This window comes from Rhodopirellula sp. J20-39 (assembly GCF_057365095.1).
The window spans coordinates 1,298,661-1,318,005 of sequence record NZ_CP195123.1; the positions used below are offsets into that span (position 1 = coordinate 1,298,661).

Annotated in this window: 11 protein-coding genes; 9 read left to right on the plus strand and 2 right to left on the minus strand. The window is 56.4% G+C overall.

Annotated features, from left to right (window positions below; all coding sequences use genetic code 11):
* The first annotated feature begins 108 nt into the window (after positions 1–108).
* The 9 genes from tkt to ACR3ZL_RS04655 all read left to right on the plus strand — a co-directional run bounded on the left by tkt (position 109) and on the right by ACR3ZL_RS04655 (position 16,763).
* On the plus strand, positions 109–2,154 hold the full coding sequence (gene tkt, locus ACR3ZL_RS04615; protein WP_473649062.1) for a transketolase: 2,046 nt from the start codon (positions 109–111) through the stop codon (positions 2,152–2,154).
* A gap of 222 nt (positions 2,155–2,376) precedes the next feature.
* Positions 2,377–3,693, plus strand: coding sequence for an adenylosuccinate synthase (locus ACR3ZL_RS04620; RefSeq protein WP_473649061.1), 1,317 nt, complete (start codon positions 2,377–2,379; stop codon positions 3,691–3,693).
* Between the two features lie 281 nt (positions 3,694–3,974).
* Entirely contained in the window at positions 3,975–9,674 is a 5,700-nt protein-coding gene (locus ACR3ZL_RS04625) for a hypothetical protein (protein ID WP_473649060.1), read from the plus strand.
* Positions 9,675–9,864: 190 nt separating this feature from the next.
* Complete coding sequence (locus ACR3ZL_RS04630; RefSeq protein ID WP_473649059.1) at positions 9,865–11,226, plus strand: FliG C-terminal domain-containing protein; 1,362 nt, start codon at positions 9,865–9,867, stop codon at positions 11,224–11,226.
* Positions 11,227–11,258: 32 nt separating this feature from the next.
* Positions 11,259–12,278: a FliH/SctL family protein gene (locus ACR3ZL_RS04635; protein WP_473649058.1), complete on the plus strand. Its 1,020-nt coding sequence runs from the start codon at positions 11,259–11,261 to the stop codon at positions 12,276–12,278.
* Positions 12,275–13,639 (plus strand): FliI/YscN family ATPase, encoded by a 1,365-nt coding sequence (locus ACR3ZL_RS04640; protein WP_473649057.1) that lies wholly within the window; start codon positions 12,275–12,277, stop codon positions 13,637–13,639. Before ACR3ZL_RS04635 ends, ACR3ZL_RS04640 begins: the two co-directional genes overlap by 4 nt.
* Positions 13,640–13,743: 104 nt before the next feature.
* Complete coding sequence (fliJ, locus tag ACR3ZL_RS04645) at positions 13,744–14,268, plus strand: flagellar export protein FliJ (protein ID WP_473649056.1); 525 nt, start codon at positions 13,744–13,746, stop codon at positions 14,266–14,268.
* Positions 14,265–14,915 (plus strand): hypothetical protein, encoded by a 651-nt coding sequence (locus ACR3ZL_RS04650; RefSeq protein ID WP_473649055.1) that lies wholly within the window; start codon positions 14,265–14,267, stop codon positions 14,913–14,915. The genes fliJ and ACR3ZL_RS04650 overlap by 4 nt, the downstream gene beginning before the upstream one ends.
* 135 nt (positions 14,916–15,050) lie before the next feature.
* Entirely contained in the window at positions 15,051–16,763 is a 1,713-nt protein-coding gene (locus tag ACR3ZL_RS04655; protein ID WP_473649054.1) for a flagellar hook-length control protein FliK, read from the plus strand.
* A gap of 116 nt (positions 16,764–16,879) precedes the next feature.
* On the opposite strand, the gene mutY is transcribed toward ACR3ZL_RS04655, so the two are convergent.
* Positions 16,880–18,103, minus strand: coding sequence for an A/G-specific adenine glycosylase (mutY, locus tag ACR3ZL_RS04660; RefSeq protein WP_473649053.1), 1,224 nt, complete (start codon positions 18,101–18,103; stop codon positions 16,880–16,882).
* The gene (locus ACR3ZL_RS04665) at positions 18,103–19,299 is read right to left on the minus strand and encodes a PDZ domain-containing protein (protein WP_473649052.1); all 1,197 of its coding nucleotides are present in this window, start codon (positions 19,297–19,299) and stop codon (positions 18,103–18,105) included. Before ACR3ZL_RS04665 ends, mutY begins: the two co-directional genes overlap by 1 nt.
* Between the last annotated feature and the right edge of the window lie 46 nt (positions 19,300–19,345).

Genomic DNA, 19,345 nt, shown 5'->3' on the forward strand with positions numbered 1-19,345 from the left:
CAGCCCTTCCCTTGGGCATTCTTCGTCGGTACTCTTTGGCTGCCTGAATTGCGGGCAAAACCACTGTTTTTAGAAATTTCTTTCCCCTGACACCCAGCGGCGCGGCAGATGACAGCGACCTCCACCGACATTCAAACTTTGGCGATCGATACCATTCGCGCACTCAGCATGGACGCAGTGCAAACGGCCAACAGTGGTCACCCCGGAACCCCCATGGCATTGGCTCCAATCGCCTACCAGTTGTTCCAAAATGCGATGGATTACGATCCCGCCAAGCCGCACTGGCCAGGACGCGACCGATTCGTGTTGTCCTGCGGTCACGCATCGATGTTGCTGTACAGCACTTTGCACTTGATCGGCACCAAGGCAACCGACATCCACGGCAACCCCACCGGCGGTGAATCGATCACGCTGGATAGCATCAAAAAGTTCCGCCAAATCGGCAGCGTGTGTGCCGGTCACCCCGAATACGCTGAAGCCGCTGGTATCGAAACCACCACTGGACCACTCGGTGCGGGCGTCAGTAACAGCGTCGGCATGGCGATGGCGGAAAAGTGGTTGGCCGCGAACTACAACACCGACGACCTGACGCTTTTCAATTACAACACCTACGCGATCTGCAGCGATGGTGACTTGATGGAAGGCATTGCGACGGAAGCCGCGTCGGTCGCCGGTCACCTGAAGCTGGACAACCTGTGCTGGTTCTACGATGACAACAACATCACGATCGAAGGCGACACCGATCTGGCCTTCAGCGAAGACATCGGCAAGAAGTTCGAAGGCATGGGCTGGAACGTCTTGAAGGTGGATAACGCCAACGACGTCGACGCACTGAACAAGTCGGTCGAAGCTTTCAAGGCCTGCAGCGACAAGCCAACCTTGGTGATCGTTAAGAGCATCATCGGCTACGGTGCACCTAACAAGCAAAACACTCACGGTGCCCACGGGGCTCCACTGGGTTGGGACGAAGTCGCATTGGCGAAGAAGTCATACGGCTTGCCTGAAGACGAAAAATTCTATGTCCCCGAAGGCGTCAAAGAACACTTCGCCGAAGGCGTTGGCAAACGGGGTGCGGAAGCTTCCGCTGCCTGGGAAGACGTTTGGACCAAGTACCAAGCTGCTGAACCAGCCAAGGCTGCTGAGTTGCAAGCGATGTTCGACGGCAAGTTGCCTGAAGGTTGGGACAAGGACATTCCTGTCTTTGAAGCCGACGCAAAGGGCGATGCAACTCGAAACAGCAGCGGCAAGGTTCTTAACGCAATCGCCAAGAACATCCCGTTCATGATCGGCGGCAGTGCTGACTTGGCACCAAGTAACAAGTCGGACTTGAAGTTCGAAGGTGCGGGCGAGTTCCTGCCAACTTCCTACGGCGGACGCAACTTGCACTTCGGTATCCGCGAACACGCGATGGCCGGTATCACCAACGGTTTGTGCCTGTCGGGATTGCGTGGGTACTGTGCGACATTCTTTGTCTTCACCGACTACATGCGTGGCGGGATGCGACTTTCCAGCATCATGCACCAGCCGACTCTTTATATCCTGACGCACGATTCGATCGGCGTAGGCGAAGACGGCCCGACTCACCAGCCGATCGAACACCTGACCGCTTGCCGAGCGATTCCTGGCTTGAACGTGTATCGCCCTGGCGATGCGAACGAAGTTGCCGAATGTTATCGCAGTGCGATGATGATCAGCGATCACCCTGCCGCGATGGTTCTATCTCGCCAAAACATGCCCACAATGGACCGCAGCAAGTTTGCACCGGCATCGGGTTGCTTGAAGGGTGGTTACATCTTGTCGGATTGCGACGGGACTCCGGACGTGATCTTGATGGGCAGCGGCAGTGAGCTTTACATGGCTGTCGAAGCGGGTGAGAAGTTGACCGCAGCGGGTAAGAAGGTTCGCGTGGTCAGCATGCCTTGCATGGACATTTTCGCCCAACAAGACCAGTCCTACATCGACGAAGTCTTGCCACCGGCGGTTACCAACCGAGTTGCGATCGAAGCTGGAATTCAAATGAGCTGGGATCGTTGGATTGGTTCACAAGGCAAGTTCATCGGCATGCATAGCTTCGGAGCCAGTGGCCCGTTCGATCAAGTTTACGAGCACTTCAATATCAATGCGGATTCCGTTGAAAAAGCGGCTAGCTGCTAGTCTGCAGTTGCCGTTGGGTATGTGCGTTGTATTTCATCACTGAACTCGTCTGAGTTCAGCGTTCGCGATTCGTTCTCTATGTCCGGTGATTTCAACCGGGCCGTTCTTGAGTCGTGGGCACCGTTCAGGTGACAGTTGACCGATTTCAGATTGCATTTTGAATCGGTCCGTCTGACATCTAATCTTTGATATCTGTCATCTTTGTTCCTAAGGAATATTCCATTGTCTGGTACTTGTGTGATTGGTCTTCAGTGGGGCGATGAGGCCAAAGGCAAACTCGTCGATCTGCTTGCCCCACGTTTTGATTGTGTGATCCGCTACCAAGGTGGTGCGAACGCCGGTCACACGGTCGTTGCGGGGGACGAAGTCTACAAACTGCACCATATTCCTTCGGGGATCTTGCACGAAGATGTGCAGAACTTCATCACGCCGGGTGTGGTGATCAACCCGACCACGATGCTTCAAGAAATTGATGGCTTGCTGCCTCGCGGCGTCAACGTTCAAGACAATTTGAAGATCAGTGAACGGGCTCACTTGGTTATGCCTTGGCACATGATCGAAGATGCCACGATCAACGCGACCGCCGTTCGTGGCGAATCGATTGGCACGACCAATCGCGGAATTGGTCCTTGCTATCGTGACAAGGTCGGCCGGACTCACGCGATTCGCATGATCGACTTGTTGGAACCTTCCCGCGACGAACGAATCGCACAGGTTGCCGAACAGAAAACCACCACACTGCGACAGCTTGGTGCGTCCGAAGAAGACCTGCAGACAATCGCACCGGACAAGATGGTTACGTTGGCAGCCGGTTGGGCCGAACGACTCGCGCCGATGGTTGCTGACACGACGGACATGATTCTGGATGCCGCCGAAGCAAACCAGAAAATGCTGTTCGAAGGTGCCCAGGGTGCACTCTTGGATATCGACCACGGGACCTACCCGTTCGTGACCAGCAGCAACAGCAGCGGAGTCGGCGTTTGTGCCGGTGCCGGCGTGCCACCGAAGTGGATCGATCATGTCTTGGGTGTTTGCAAGGCTTACAGCACACGTGTGGGTGGCGGTCCTTTCCCGACGGAACTGGATGACGCGACCGGCGAAAAAATTCGAACTCTTGGCAATGAATTCGGCACCACGACCGGTCGCCCACGTCGTTGCGGTTGGTTTGATGCCGTTGCAGTTCGCTACACCGCTCGTCTTTCGGGGGTGACTCGATTAGCGTTGATGATGATGGACGTTTTGGCTCACTTTGAAGAGCTCAAGGTCTGCGTCGCCTACGAGCTGGACGGCAAAGAAATCCATCGCGTGCCGTCGCACCCGGATCAACTGCGTCGCTGTAAGCCAATCTTAGAAACGATCCCGGGTTGGAATACACCGGTCGACGATGCTCGAACCATGGCCGACTTCCCGCCAGCAGCGTTGGCTTATGTGAAACGCATCGAAGAGCTGGTAGGTGTGCCTGTCGGCGTGCTTTCGGTCGGTCCCGATCGAGCTCAAACGATCTTCACCGAAGAAGCTGCTGCTTTGGGATTGGGCTAGCCCGATCCCGGCCTCCAGCTATTTAGCTGGGGCATCCGAGTTACTGAGTTGGCCAGGTCATTTCGCAGGCCATTGCGTACTCGTAACCTATCTTTGTGAATCGTCTATTGATTCCCATCGGCCGATTGGCGGCCGATGGACGATTTTTCAGGCGGATTCCGGCCGGCGACAAGATGATCGCCAGGCAAATCACTGTTTTTCGCGCTCCGGTCCAACGTTGGTGGCCTCTTGGAAGCTAGGCTTCCTGATAGGTTTGCGTTGATTTCACGAGAGCGGCAGTGATGGAAATTATATTTTTTTGCGTGGTCGGATGGGGAATCATTACCCTTCTGGGACACGCAACTTGGGTGCTGCTGCGGCTCATCTTCTCGAGCTTGACGTCTGATTCATCAAGTCAGTCGGCCTCTACGAAACAATCGCCTGGCGGTAGATCAACTGGCAGTGAACCCGCTGGTGCAGCCGAACCGTCGGATTCGGTCGCAACGCCGGACCCGCGTCGGGATTTAATCGCCTTTGAGCGAATGATCGATGGAATGATCGCGACCGGGCGTGTGCCTGAAGACGAAGCGAGGGCGATGAAGCGAACCGCCCAGTTGTTCGTCGATTCGTTGGACGATCCTTCGCGTCAGGTTGCTAGCTTGCCAGAGCAATCGGTGGTGCCGGATCAGACGGCAAGCGTTCAGAGCGTTCCGCTTGCGGTGACAGCCAAAACGGTTTCGCCAGCCGGTGTTGTTGGATCGAGCGTCCTCGAATCGAGTGCCATTGCATCGGATGGCAAAGTTCAGCCGGCCTCGCATCCTCGCCGTGCTTTTGCCGAGGTTGTTGCATCGTTCCTCGCCCAGCACAACATTCGTTGGGGCGAGTTGATCGCGGGCATGTTGATTGTCGTTTGCTCGATCGGGCTTGTACTGAGTTTGTGGAGCACATTGACCGCGGCGCACCGTGTGGTTCCTGCGGTCGTGTTTATGTCAGCCGACGCGGCCATCTTTGCCGCTGGGCTTTACACCATGCGGCGATGGAAACTACGGCATACCAGTCGTGCTGTCTTGATCGTCGCGACGTTGTTGGTTCCGTTGTGTGTGCTGGCTGGACTGGCCGCCGCTGGGGCGAGTGCCAACTCGGTGTCGCTTGCTGATCCTGTAACGCTTGCGGTTATTCTGTTGGCGACCGGCGGTTGTGGATGGTTGCTTTGGCAGTCGTCGTTGGCGTTGGTTGGACGTGGCGGCGCTGCGGCACTGACATCCAGTGTTGTGGCCTCGTCGCTCACACTACCCTTGTTGCCCTCTGCCGCTCGCTGGCTCGGTTCGACCGCGGGCTGGGTCGTGATTGTGCCATCGATTGCGGTCGCGATCTCAATGCTCTGGCTGGATCGGTCCAAACGTTCACAGCCCACGCAGCGAATCCGTCAACGATCATCAGTGACCGGTCGGCGGGTTTGGAAGAACCAATGTCTGCACCTGGGAATCGCGATTGCCTCCTTCGTCAGTGTGATTGCCTATGCGGCGTTCCTGTTTCGCGACGGGGGCCGGACGACCTGGATTCAGATTGCACTCTCGACCATTCCGACATGGGTTTCGATTGCCTTGGTATTCGGTGATCGAGCCTATCGGTTGGGAGCGGTGATCGATCAATCGACGCAACATTTGGCGACGCGACGTTTCATTTGCAGCGTTTTGACGGTGGTTGCCATCGGGCTTGTCGTAGCCATTTTGCCGGCCGCGATCCAGCAAACATCTTGGCTGTGGGCTCACGCGATTGTGACCAGCCTTTCACTATTGGCTTTGTCGGGCTTGTTGCGACGCGGGTTGCCGACCGTCGATGGGCTGATCCCGATGGGTTTGGCAGCAATGATGACTTCACCATCGTGGCTGGCGGGGCAAGCATGGGATCAGGTTGATCTGCACCGCATGATGATCGGCGGTGAACCGATGGCTGTTTCATTGAGTTGTCTGCTAATTGGTCTCTTGTTGGTATCGGTGATGCATTCGTTCGGCCGCTGGCGAGACGAGGCAGGGCAATTCCAGCCACCAGCGTCGCTGTTTCGCTGGGCCGGGATTTGGGGGACGTTGGTCACTGTCCAGGCCATCGTGTTGTCGTACACGCCAGTCGAGTGGTGGGGCCGAATGCCGATGATCGTGATCGCGGCTTGTTTGGCAGCGATCGTGGTCGCCAGCGGAATCGCTAGCTTGTTGCGACCGATTTTACAACGCGTGCGGATTGGACTGGGGGCATCGCTAATCGCCGCATTTTCGATGGCAACTTTGGTGGGGGGGCGTGATCTTTGGGGATGGGAGACCCTGCGGAATAGCCAAGCACTGTGGAGCTTAGGCGGTGTGATCTTGGGTGTGGGAGTGACATGGATCCTGCTCCGCGAAGTTCTGACGATGCGAAGGCTGATCCGTGATTCGAATACGGCAGAGTCGATAATCGCGAACGTGCTAACCGCTGCGGCAACGTTTTTTGGTGTGGCAACGCTTTGGCAGTATGCGTCGGTTATCTTCGGTCCACTCGAGAATTCTGCAGTGAATCCGTTGACGGCTTTGGCGTTGCCGTCATCGTCGCTATGGCATCTTGGCGGTCGGTGTATCGGTTTGGTTGCACTCGCAGCGGCGTGTTTCTTTGGTATGCGAGGTTCCACAACCGAGAATCGTTTCCGACTGGTGGTAATTACAGGTTGGATCGGATGTCTGTTCATAGCAGCGATCGGCGCTGAATGGATCACCGAGGTGGCGACTTGGCAAACGGTGCTGGCGACCACCTTCTCAAGTGTTGGTTTGATCGGGATCACACGCTGGCGATCGGTGTCCGACACGATTCTGTCTGCCGTATCTGTGGTCGCAGCAACCGTGCTGATTGGAGCTGGTTCAGCGGTTCTGTTGCAGTCGTCATGGTGGGAACCGATAGACGCTGGGATCGGGCCCGATCGGCTTATCTGCTTGGCCGTTGCTGCGTGGTGGATTTTGGCATCGGTTGTACTGGCGTGGTCAGGATCGGTTTCGAAACGAATTGCTTCGGCGGGGTTGTTACCGCTCGCGGCGGGGTTGTTGGCATCGATCTCTGGACTCGACTCGCCCGTCGTGTGGTTCCAAGCCACGGCGTTGGGTGCGTTATCAATGATTGGGATTCAGTGGTTCCGGTACATGAGGGTGGTGGAACCAGGTGGCTGGCGTGACGATACGGCTACGGTGTTGTCTTCAGGTTGGGTTCGGTTGATTGGATTTGGCAGCGCGGCTTGCGTGATGCTGGGAATTGCATTCGGTTCCAATTGGACTTTTGGTGTTGAACGAATCGTTGAGTTGAGCCTGCCGCTGGGTTGGGCGATGACGTTGTTCGCACTGGCAAGTTTGTCGCTGCGTCGTTGGACGTGGGTTTCGCAAATACCCTTGGCGATCCCGCTGATGAGTGGGCATTTGGCTTGCGGTGGTTTGGCGTTGCGATGGTTCGATGCGAACGAGATGTGGGCGATCGTGATCGTGTGCGGATTGATTGGCAGTTTGGGGTCTGCGACCCTGGTCTGGTTGGCCGCAAGAAAATGGAATCCTTCAGTGGATGGGAGCGATGTCGCTGAGTCCGGTGCCCTTGTGTCCAAAAGCGTCGTGTCCGGAAGCGTCGTATCGGTTCATAGCTGGCATGTGATTGTTCAAGCAGTGGTGTTATTTGTGACCTCGCTGGTTTACGTCGGTCGCTCCAGTGAGGGGCAGCTTTCATTGCTGTCTTGGAGTGTTTCGAGTACCGATTTCTTCGGCATCGTTGCCATGTTGGGATTGGTGATCGGTGCGATTTGCCTGTTGCGGATGAACGCTCGTGTGACGCGAGCCGGAATGGTGCCTGCGGTGCCTGAGCCTGTCTTGCGAATCTTCGGTTGGCTAATAGTGGTCGGTGGTTGTTTCTTGGTGATGCTATTTTGCCACGACAATGACTTGGATTATGCGATGTTGACCGGGGTGATGGCGTGGACGGGGGCATGTGTGATTTTGTGGCGTAGCGATCGAGTGTTCGCGAACGAGGCCAACGCCGCTCACCGAGCGGATGTGGAAGCATCGGCACTGATGTTACCGATGTTGGGCGTTGCGATTCTGTTCCTAGTCGGTGCTCAGGACTGGCCATCCGCTGTTCGGTTGAAGACGACGATCTCGCAAAGCGTTTTGCAATGCGGAATTGCCTTGGTCGTAGGAGCTTCAGCGTGGCTGCGACGTTCGGCTGTCGACTTGGACCCGACTCGGCGGCAATCTCGAGCGTTATGGGGCGGTTCGCTATGGTTGATCGTGGGTGGAATCGCGTTAGCGTCCGTGGCGATAGCGACGGTGGTTGGTGCGGATCAGCAAGTGCGTTGGCTCGTGGTGAGTTTGGCGGCTTCGTTCGCGGGTGCCGCTTCGGCATGGCTTATTCCTCGGCTGGCAAACTCCGCCTTGGGTGTCGCCAGTGAGCGGGTGATGATGGGCTTGGCTGCGATGTGCACATTGGTGTTAGTCGGTTTCGCGGTGCATGGTTTCGATTTGGCCGGTGTAGATGGAACCCTGTCAGCGACTTGGACGCGATTGAGCGTTTTGAGTTTGGGCATGTTGGCGTGGGGCATGTTTGCACTCGCTGAACAGTCCCACCTCAGTGACGTTGCTGTCGCGGGGCGACGCCGAAATCGATGCGTCGGAATTGGGCTGGCTGCAATCTCGTTGCTGGCCGTTGTAGGCGCTAGCGGCAGTCAGATTGGACTGTTTAGCCTGGTTGCCGCCATGCGGTTATTGATCGTTTCGACGCTTGCGATCGCGGTGTTGATGTTGGTGATCCCCAAATTATTGAGTGCATCGTTCGTTGATCGATGGCAGTCTGCGTTGAGACGAGGTGGCTTGATCGGCGCGATCTTGGCGTCGGTTTCGCTCGTCGTGATGCTGGGGTTGGAAGCGGTGTTACGTGACCCTGACTTCGGCGTGGTGGGGTTGCCAATGCCGCTGATTGTGGTGGTCGGACTCGTGCTGGGTGGGCTTGCCTTGATCGCAGGGCTGATTGCAATCCTGAGTGGTCCAGGGTTCGAATTGTCGGCGCGGGGCAACTTGTTGCGACTATCGGACCGTCACCGAGCGTGGCTGTTGTACGGTGCTCAAGCGGTGGCGGCGGTAACGTGGCTGCACTTGTTCCTGTGTCGCAGCGGGATCGCTTACTTGGGGCTGCGGCAGTTTTGGCCGTACGTCGTCATGGTGATCGCGTTCACCAGCGTGGGTTTGACTCAGTGGGCGATTCATCGTCGTGACGAGGTGTTGTCTGAAATTATGCGGCGGACGGCGATGTTCTTGCCAATGATCCCGGTTGTGGGATTCTGGCTGAGCGGTTCGTACGCCACTTTTTTGCATAACCAGGATTGGTCCTGGACGTTTTACCGAGGGACGACGTCCTATCAAGGTTTGTTAATTGTCGGGGCGATCTACTACGGGATCATGTCAACGATGTGGAAAAACGGCTTTCCACGCGTGGCAACCGTGGTCCTCGCCAATGCGGGGTTATGGGTGATGCTAACCCAATCGCCCGGCTGGGGATTCCTGACGCATCCGCAGGCTTGGTTGATTCCGCCCGCTGCGTGCGTGCTAGCAATTGCACATTGGCAACGTCAGACGCTGGACCCCAAAATCGGGTCTGCGATTCGATACGCTGCCACGCTGACCATCTATCTGGCGAGTACGGCGGACATGTTGATCGGTGAGGTTGGCTCCTCGCTTTGGGGGCCGATTGTGTTGGTGGTTTTGTCGTTGATCGGGATGTTGGCGGGAGTGGCATTGCGAGTGAAACCGTTCTTGTACCTGGGCACGATCTTCACGTTCTTAGGTGTGATGAGCATGGTTTGGCACGCTGGGCAGGCAATTGACGCGGTTTGGCCTTGGTGGGTGTTTGGGATCACCACGGGATTGGTGCTGTTGAGCGTTTTGGCGGGGATCGAAAAGCATCGCGACCAGCTACAACGTTGGTCCGACCGACTGGCAACCTGGGATTAGCTGGCAATCGGGGACGAATGGTGAGCGGATGGCGGCGGAGTTGAGGCGTAGTGGATTGCACGTGAAAAAACTCGCCTTCACGGGAGTAGCGGAACTTTAGTAGAAGTGAGAAAGAATCGGAAAAAGTCCTTTTCGCTTTGCTACATCGCTGCGTTTTCCTCGCCGCGTCCCATCTGTGAGCTGATTGATTTTGAACGCGACCGCATCCCAAGCTGAACACGAAGCTCGCCGCATGGCTTCGCTGCGCCGGATCGCGATCGTATTAAGCGATCTGCCTGAGTCGGTTGCCGCTCAATTGATGGCTGATTTAGGTCCCGAAGCCCGTCGGCGCGTGCGTCGAGAGTTGGCGTCCTTGGTCGATGTTGATCCGTTGGAACGAAAGCGAGCACTTGAGTCGTTCACAGGTACCATCAAACGCCAGGCTGCTCACGGAGACGCCGGTCAACGAACGACCGCATCCTACCGAACCGAAGCGGAAGACGAAGTCAGCTTCAGTGCCGCCGGTCGCATGGCGTCGAGCCACCGGGAAAATCTAGGAAATCAGGATCCCTCGGAATTCTCCTCATCGCATTCCGCCGCACATGAATCCGAACCGCAGCCCACGAGCTCGCTTGGATTCCTGGATCGTGTGAATGACGACGATCTAATGAGTCTGTTGCAGAACGAGCATCCGCAAACCAAAGCGGTCGTACTGGCGTCGATTGATCCATCGCGTGCCGCGCAGTTCTTGCCGCGGCTGAACCATTCCGAGCGACAAGACATGCTCAGCCGGATTGGACGACTGCAGACGTTGCCTGAAGAAATGTTGGCGGACCTAGCCAGCAGCTTCCAAAGTCGCGTCGAACAAATGCAATCGGCCCGCAACGTGAACCCGCTGCAGCAACTGCTCAACGAACATCAGCTCGGTTCGTCGAGTTGGGACGCATCGTCAGCGGCTCAGCATGTTCCGGCCAATGCGGCTGCGGTCTCGCCACGATTGCAAGCGATCTTGGCGGAGATGCCCACCGCTTCGAAGCCAGGGGCCAGTTCACGAGATACACATGTTGCGTCGGGTAACATCGATCCTGTCTCGCGGCATGCTGGTTCGCCACAAACAACTGATCGGGGTACTGAACATGCTGATTTGGCAGCCGATCGTTTGCGACGGATCACGCGAGAAGACGCTCCAGCGGTGGGAACCCAAACCGAATCTAAGTCAGGAATATCGACCGATGATGTGCATCGTGAATTGGTGCAGTTGCCTGCTCGTCAGTTGTGCGAAGCGTTAGGCCGAGTCGACACGCGGGTCGCCATTTTGACGCTTTGCGGGCTGCCTAACCAAACTGCAGACGCCGCCATCGGATGCCTGCCTCGCACCCAAGCCAACCAAGTTCGTCAGCATTTGATGTCCGTTGGTTCGATGGAAATTCGCGAGATTGACCAGGCGAAAGAAATTGTGGCACAAGCCGCACGGGTTCGTGGTCGGGTTGAGGACGCGCCGAACACGAAGTCGGCAACACAGGCTGGCTCGTCCGCCGCATTGGCAAACCAGCAAGCAATGGCGGTCGCTTAATTCAAGCGGACTGCTGATCCTACGGAATCAATATGGCAACGATACTGAAGCGATTCCAGCAAGCCGTCGGTGGCGGTGATCGTGATCCGAGTGCTGAAGATGACCGCCCCACCCTGGCGGAAACCAAGGCGGGCGAAGCAATTCGGCTGCGTCCCAAGATGGGCTCGGCGCGTATTTTGAAAGCCAGCGGACCGGATACCGAAGCGACTGCATTAGAGGCAGGCGAAGACGATGTCGATCCAGCGAATCCGACGCCGATCGCCAAAGGCGGCGTCGCGGCGAGGTTGCCGAGCAGTGTGATCGGTAAAGAACGCAGCGGCAGCAACGGATTGGTGGATTTCAATCTGGCGGACTTGGTTGAGCAGGGCCGCGAACAAATCAACAGTTGTCGGCAACAGGTCGAGGCGATGTTGGAAGAGGCTCGCGTTCAAGGCGAGACGATTAAGCAAACTGCCAAGTCAGCCGGACACGCCGAAGGCAAAAAGGTTGCCGCTGCGGAGATCGAAAAACGAATCGCAACCGAAGCGGAAGTTAAAGCACAAGCTCAAGTCGAGTCACTACGCAAAGCCGTGATGCTCATGCGGACCCAGTACGACGCTTGGATGCAGCAATACGCGGAGGTGCTTACCGTCACGGCGATCGCGGCAGCAGAAAAGTTAACCCGTCGGGAAATTAGATTGCCCAACGACTCGCTGTTGAGCGTGCCTGCGGAACCCGGTGAGGACACAGTTAGTCCCGTCGAAACAGGCGAAGATCACCTGCTGGTGCGATGGGCGAGAGAAGCACTGCACAGTACCCGTTCGGCAGGCAAGCTGACGTTGGCGGTTCATCCCGACACGTTGGCCGAGTTGGGACGCGCGTTCGACGATTTACTTAGCAATCCAGACTTGCCAGAACAATCTATGGTTATTCCGGACGAATCGCTATCGGTCGGCGACATCGTCGTGCGGCAAGATGGCGGCGAAATTCGAGCGGGGATGAACGCCCAATTGGAACGCTTGCGTCAGGAATTGCTGGGTGACGAAGTTCGCTCCTTAGGAGACAACTTGTGAGCGACGTTCCTGCCCTAACGTTTCCTAAATTGCCGGATCCGAAAACGATTGTCGAATCGCTGGAACCGTTGGTTATGTTCCAAATTCGTGGGCGCGTGGCATCGGTGACAGGAGATGCTGTGACAGTTCAAGGGATGACTGCACCGTTGGGGGCGTTGTGCGAATTGATGCCGCCGAACGCCAAGCCTACGCTCGCCCGAGTGATTGGTTTCGATGGCACGCGTCCTATTCTGGCACCCATGGAATCGATCACAAGATTGGCCGCAGGCGATCGCGTGCGTTTGGTTTCCAATTCACTCAGCCTTCGTGTGGGAGCATCGCTTTGCGGGCGAGTCATCGACGCGTTTGGACGCCCGATCGATGGTCAACCTTTAAGCGAAGATCTGACCCGCGTCGATGTTTCGCACCACTCGCCCGATTCACTTTCACGACCACCGATTGATCAGCCTTTGCAAACCGGGGTTCGCGCGATTGACGCGATGCTGACCTGCGGTATCGGACAACGACTGGGGATCTTTGCGGGTTCCGGTGTGGGGAAGAGTACGTTGCTCGGCATGATCACGCGTGGCACCAATGCCGATCGTGTGGTGATCGCGATGGTGGGTGAGCGGGGGCGGGAAGTCAACGAATTTATCCAAAAGTCACTCGGCCCTGACGGGCTAAAGAAGAGCGTCGTTGTTGTTGCAACCAGCGATCGACCTGCTGCCCAGCGATTGTCAGCGGCGATGACGGCGACCAGTATTGCCGAACAGTTTCGCGATGAAGGGCACAACGTATTGCTGTTAGTTGACAGCGTGACGCGTTTTGCGATGGCCCAACGGGAACTAGGCTTGGCCGCTGGTGAACCGCCGACGACCCGCGGTTATCCGCCTAGTGTCTTTAATATGTTGCCTCAGTTGGTTGAACGGGCGGGACGGACTCAAAAGGGTTCGATCACGGCGTTTTATACCGTCTTGGTTGAAGGTGACGATCACAACGAACCGATTGCCGATGCCGTTCGAGGTTTGTTGGACGGACACATCGTGTTGAACCGTCGGTTGGCTCACCGAGGTCACTTTCCGCCGATCGATATTCCGCAAAGCGTCAGCCGATTGCAAAACCATTTGGTTACGCCCGAAGTCGGACAAGCGGTGCAGCAGATTCGTGAGCACATGGTGCAGTACGAAAACAGCGAGGACTTGATCTCGATTGGTGCCTACCGAAGCGGCACTGATCCACGCATCGATTCAGCAATCGCCATGCGAGACCCCATCAACTTGTTGCTGCGGCAATCCAGCGAGGAACGCACGCCTTTGGAACAAGCTCAACAAGTCATCGTCGCACTCGCCAATTCGCCACCGCCGACCGTCGCGAAAACTTAGACGCAATCAAGCGATTGCCGTCTCGTTCGTTCATCTTGCCGAGCTGAACTGCACACTCCGTTTATTTCACTACCACGTTATCCTCACCACATTGCGTGGCCTTAATGGCGTTTCAGTTCCGTTTCGATTCTCTTTTGCAACTTCGCGAGCGTCAGCGTGACGACGTGGGTAACGAAGTCGGCAAGGCCAACGAGGCGATTCGCCGCGTTGAAGAGCAGATCGAGCAACTACAATCAGAACGCGATCAATTACGAGCTCAGGCGGCCGGCGTGATCGCTGGCCAGACCGGCGGGGATGCTAAGAGCGGGACAATGTCACGTCCGGCCGATTTGTCGGTCGACCGTATGTTGCAACAAGGACGGTATGATTTGCAGCTACAAGCCGAACAGATGTCGTTGCGGCAAACCCGCGGCACGCTGATGCAAGAACTGGATCGTCGGCGGGTGTTACTGGTTGAAGCGGAAGCCGAAGTGAAACGTTTGGAACGACTTCGTGAAACTCGTCAAACCGAACACAACCATTTGCAATTGCAGCGGGAACAGGCTGAGGCCGATGATTTGACTACCGCTCGCATGGTCATTGCCAAACGCAATGCAGCCCGAAAACTTAAAGGAGACCTCTACCGATGAAGTTTTTAATGCGAATGATCGGTATCGTCTGCGTTGCGACCTGCCTGACCCAAGTGATTTTGTTTGGATACTTCTTTTTGAAGGGCAATCTAAGCGGTGAATCGGTCACCAAGATGCTCGCGTTGGTCAACGGAATCGATATCACCGGCAACCAATTGCGTCAGATTTTGCAGGAAGATGAAGACCGCGAGCAACCTGACTTCGATGAAATCCTGGAAGCTCGGCAACGCGAAAGTCTCGATATCGACATGCGTTTGCGTAGTCAGCGGGAGTTCAAAGACGAGTTGGCGACCATGTTGTCACAGCTAAAACAACAACGTGATCGGTTCGACGAGCGGCGGAAATCGTTCGACCAACGACTTGAGGATATTCGCAAGGGAGCCCAAGAAGAAGGCATTAAAGAGGTTCAGCGGACGTTACAAGCCCTCGAAGCGGAACAGTCCAAAGAGCTGCTGATGAGAATGTATGACGATAAAAGAATTGATGATGTCGTGAATATCATTCAAGACATGCCCATCGATAAACGAAAAGATATATTAGCGGAGTTTGATACACCGGACGAAACGGACAAGCTTCACGAAATCCTACGTCGAATCGGCGAAGGGATGCCAACGACCACGCTCATTGATGAGGCACAGGGGAACTAGTTTCCCGCACCTGTCACCGATATGGACGGGGTTGTCGGGTTGGTTTGCAGCGATCGTTTTCGTGGCGAATAGCACCGGCGGTATCCATCACGCTGGTTGATTCGATGTAGTTCGATCACGGCTGGGGGGCCGGCGATGAGCACAACGGAATTACGAACTACGCAAGATGCGAGTCTACTGACCTCGTCTAGCCAATCGGCTCGATTAGACAGTAGCACCGCTAAATTACGGCAGCGCATTGGCGGCACTGCCGAGTCGCTCAGCATGTCGGGGATGGGCGATCCATTTGCCGAGATCTTTGCAGCGATTGCGATCGCGGATTCACCCGTTCCGCCTGCCGCCCCGGTGTCCGACGCCACGAGCGAGCAACCATCGTCCGACGGGAACGCTGTTGCCGATTTGGAAGCCCTCGATGATGAGGATGATGACACTGCCCCCGCTGTCAGTGATGCCAAAGCGGAGTTAACGCTCGCTAAAGACGACGAGTCCGTCGAACAGCAGGAAGTGGCTGAATCACTGAAGACAGAACAAGAGACGGATCAGCAATCCGGCAGTAGTGCCGAGGTGGTGGATACCGATGCCAGTGAAGATGAAATCGCACTGACTGAAGCCGAGGTGGCGCTGTCGCAAGCTGATGCTGACTCGGAAGATCCCGAGGCCGTCGTCGATGCTGAGATCGCGGTTGTTGCGTCGCAGTCCGGGGAACAGAAACAGGATGACCGTGACGCCGAAGTGGTTGTTGAGGCGGACGCCAAAATTGAATCCGCTGATTCCGGCGATGGCATGCCCGAGATCAAAACGACCAAAGAGTCAGCAGCCAACGAAGTCGAAGCCGATTCTGAATCAGGCGGCGAACTGAATTCCGGTTCTGAACATGGCGTGAAGAACCCCGATCGCGTGGAACGCCGACGCTATTCCGACCGAGATGCGCGGGGCAACTCTGGTAACGGAGAGGCTGAACAACCCGTCGGCGAAAGCCAACGCGGCAACGAAGCGGTTGCAGCGGAGCGGAAAGTTTCGGACGCGTCGCCGAAATCGGGTTCGTCGGCTGGCGGCAGAGCGGGAATCGACATTTCCAGCTTGACGCCGGTAGCCCCCAGCCCGGCATCGGCTGCAGCAGCGGGAATCACACCGGCCGCGGTGTCGTCAGCGGCAACGAAAATGGCCAGTGGTGGCGCAGGATTGGCCAAGTCCGTGACGGGAATCGCCTCCGCGGGGGCAGCTTCAACGAGCACCTCAAGCCCAACGGATACCGCCTCAACGCCTGAGATTGATACCAGCATGAAGACTGGTACATCTAACGCTGCGACTAAAGGAACCGAAACGAAATCCGCCGCCGGGACAGACACGCTCTCGGCCGTGCAACGAGCCAAGCTGGTCCAACGGGTTAGCCGCGGGTTCCAGCACTTGGGGGCCGGTGGCGGGCAAATTCGGATGCGATTGTCGCCCCACGAACTGGGCGCGGTGCAGTTGCAATTGAATATTCAAAACGGCCAGCTCAGCGGTCAGATGATCACCGAAACGGAAGCCGCCAGCCAGGCACTTCGTGAGCAATTGCCGCAACTGCGCAGCTCGCTGGAAAGTCAAGGCATTCGCTTAGAGCGGCTCGACATCCATACGGAGTCGGCAGCAGATTCCATGGATGCTGATCTGTCTGGACAGCGTTTTGGGGATGCCTCGGGACAATCCGGAGGCAACGCGTTTATGCAACAGCAAGAGCGTGCCGAATCGCGTCAACGTGCGGGATGGTCCGGTGTAAGGGCTGCGCCGAAGGAGACGCCCGCGGTCACCACGTCGAGCTCCCGTTGGGCCAGTCAGCCACAATCGGGTGTCGATCTGAGAGCGTAACCGAACTTCGAGCAACTCACGTCGTTCACCACACGTGTCATGACTTTTTGCAGGAGATCGTAATCGCGAGTGGAAGTGACAGTAAACGTTTTCCGCTCGATGGACGCGGTAATGCGTCAACCGGCTTGCGATGTGACCCGCTCAAGCAGCCTTCGTCCAGTCGCGCTCATCGGAAGCTTGGACAGTTGCGCCGCCGTGCAGTATTTCCATCCTGCCGGTAGTGGATTGGTTTTTGTTTTGGACGCGGTATCTCGATCGGGTTTCCAGTCTGCACGGTGAACCTGCAACGTAATGCGGTATTTCGTAACGGCATGCTTCATGGTGTGATTCACTTCACCCAGACAAACTTCGCCACCCAGTTCACTCGATAGCCAGCGTTCGAAGTTCTGGGCCGAGTTTGCTTGAGGCGGTCCCGCCTTGGGGAAGTCCCACATGCCGGCGAAGCGAACGCCTTTGGGCAATTGCCGGACAAGCCAACGCTTGGAAGTGTCTTGAAGCAACGCGGCGTATTCGGTGCGTGATTCGTATTTGGTTTTGCCCAGCTTGCGAGGGATCTCTTCTTGCCAACCCATCCGATAGGCTTCGCATTGCGAGGCGACGGGACATAACAGGCATTTTGGTTGGCGTGGCGTGCAAATCAATGCACCCAGTTCCATGGCGGCTTGATTGAAAGCGGCCGGCCCCAGGTCGCGACTTTGTGATTGGTTCGCCTGCCGAGACTTGATCGCTGGCAACATGGTTTCGGATAGTTGCCAAAGGACGTCTTGAGTCGCCTTTTCGTCTACGGGATCTCGCATCCCAATCCACCGGCTGAAAACCCGGATCGTATTGCCTTCTAAAATCGGTAGCCGTTGGTTTTGCGAGATCGAAAGGATCGCTCCGGCGGTGTACCGTCCAATCCCAGGTAACGCGAGCACCTCATCAAAGGTAAGCGGGAACTTGCCATGGTGTTGTTCTACAATGACCTGTGCCGCGGCACGTAGGCTGCGGGCACGACGATAATAGCCAAGGCCCTCCCATAACCGCATCAGCTCGGCTTCATCACTTTGTGCTAACGCCGATTCATCGGGATATTTTTCGATGAAACGTTCGAAGTACGGGATCACGGTCGCGATTTGCGTTTGCTGGCACATGATCTCGCTGACCCACACCTTGTAGGGCGTCGGGTCGCGTCGCCAGGGTAAATCACGAGCCGTATCCGCAAACCAACCAAGCAGGTTTTTCCGCAAGCGACTGCGTACACGAGTGTCGGCGAGTCGTTGGAAATCGGGTGTTGCAGACTGAGGGCTTTGGACGTTGGTGCGGGTATCCTTGCCGCGTGGGACCTTGGGCGATTCCATCAGTGGTCTTCCAACTTGCCCAGTTTGGCCTTCGTTTGAAAGTCAGTCATGCCGCGTCGGTAATTGATCTCAATCGTATCGCCAGGAACGTGGGCGTTGATCGCTTCCTGTAGATCTTTGAATTGCTTGATCGGCTTGCCATCGGCTTTCACGATTACGTCGCCAGGCAACAGTCCCGCTTTCTCGGCAGCCTTCCCGATGATTACTTCGTTGATTAGACACTCGTTGAAATTGTCAAAACAACGAACGCCCAAAAATCCGCCTTGTTTCAAATCGATGGTCAAACCGGGAACCGTGCGGCGTAACGCTTCAACTCGATCAATAGGAGCAGCGGTTCCGTTCAGTGTCAGTGACACTCGAATTGGAAGTTTTGCCAGTTGATCAACCCGTTCGCCGTTCATCGGCACGTAACGCAGTTCAAGATTGCGAAGCTCGTCGATTCCACCGAGCGTCTTCAATTCGTCCAGGGACAAATCCCCTTGCATGATCGAAAGGGTTTGCAGGTCAGGCATTTGGATGATCCCGGCCAGGACTTCGTTGCGAATCGCCGAGCCTTTGATGCGAGCGAATTCAATTCCGTCGACCCATCGCAACAGATCCATCAATCGCATGTCGCCGGTGAAGGTGTCATCGATTTCAACGATCTCTTTGATTTGCTCGCGAGCCCCGATGATGAAGTCGGTCATCCCGATGAAGACGCCGTTGTCGCCCAGAATTTGGACCGCCCGAGTCCGCCGGACATCTCGGACTTCTTTGACGGCCAGCTTGGCTCGGGTGCCGCGACTGCCACCGAGGGTCGAAATCCGTTCGAGTTGCTCCCAGGCTAGGTCTTGAGAATTAGACCCTGGCGCCGCCGAATCCGCTTCACTGCTCGGGCCGATGGGCGACCGGATCGCAACCTCTTGAAGGACGCTCAAAACGCGTTCGGTCGTTTCCAGATCGCCGGATTCGAGTTGATCAACTAGCGCGGCGACTGCGGCGGCACCGATTTGCATTAGTTGGGTGGTGGCTCGCTTGCGACGCAGGTAAGAATCGCTGGCCAGGTCCGAAATTGCGGACTCAATTTGAGCGGTTTCAGACGGAGTGTCCTGGGAGCTCTCGGCCGGTCCAACCGCGGTCTGGGCGGCCAATGGAAGCCCGCCAACGCAAAACAATGCAATCACGAGCACAGCGGGACGAATGAATGAGAAACGCAATGGAGCCCCTTGTGGGTGAAACGATGGTAGCGACATGAATCCTCGG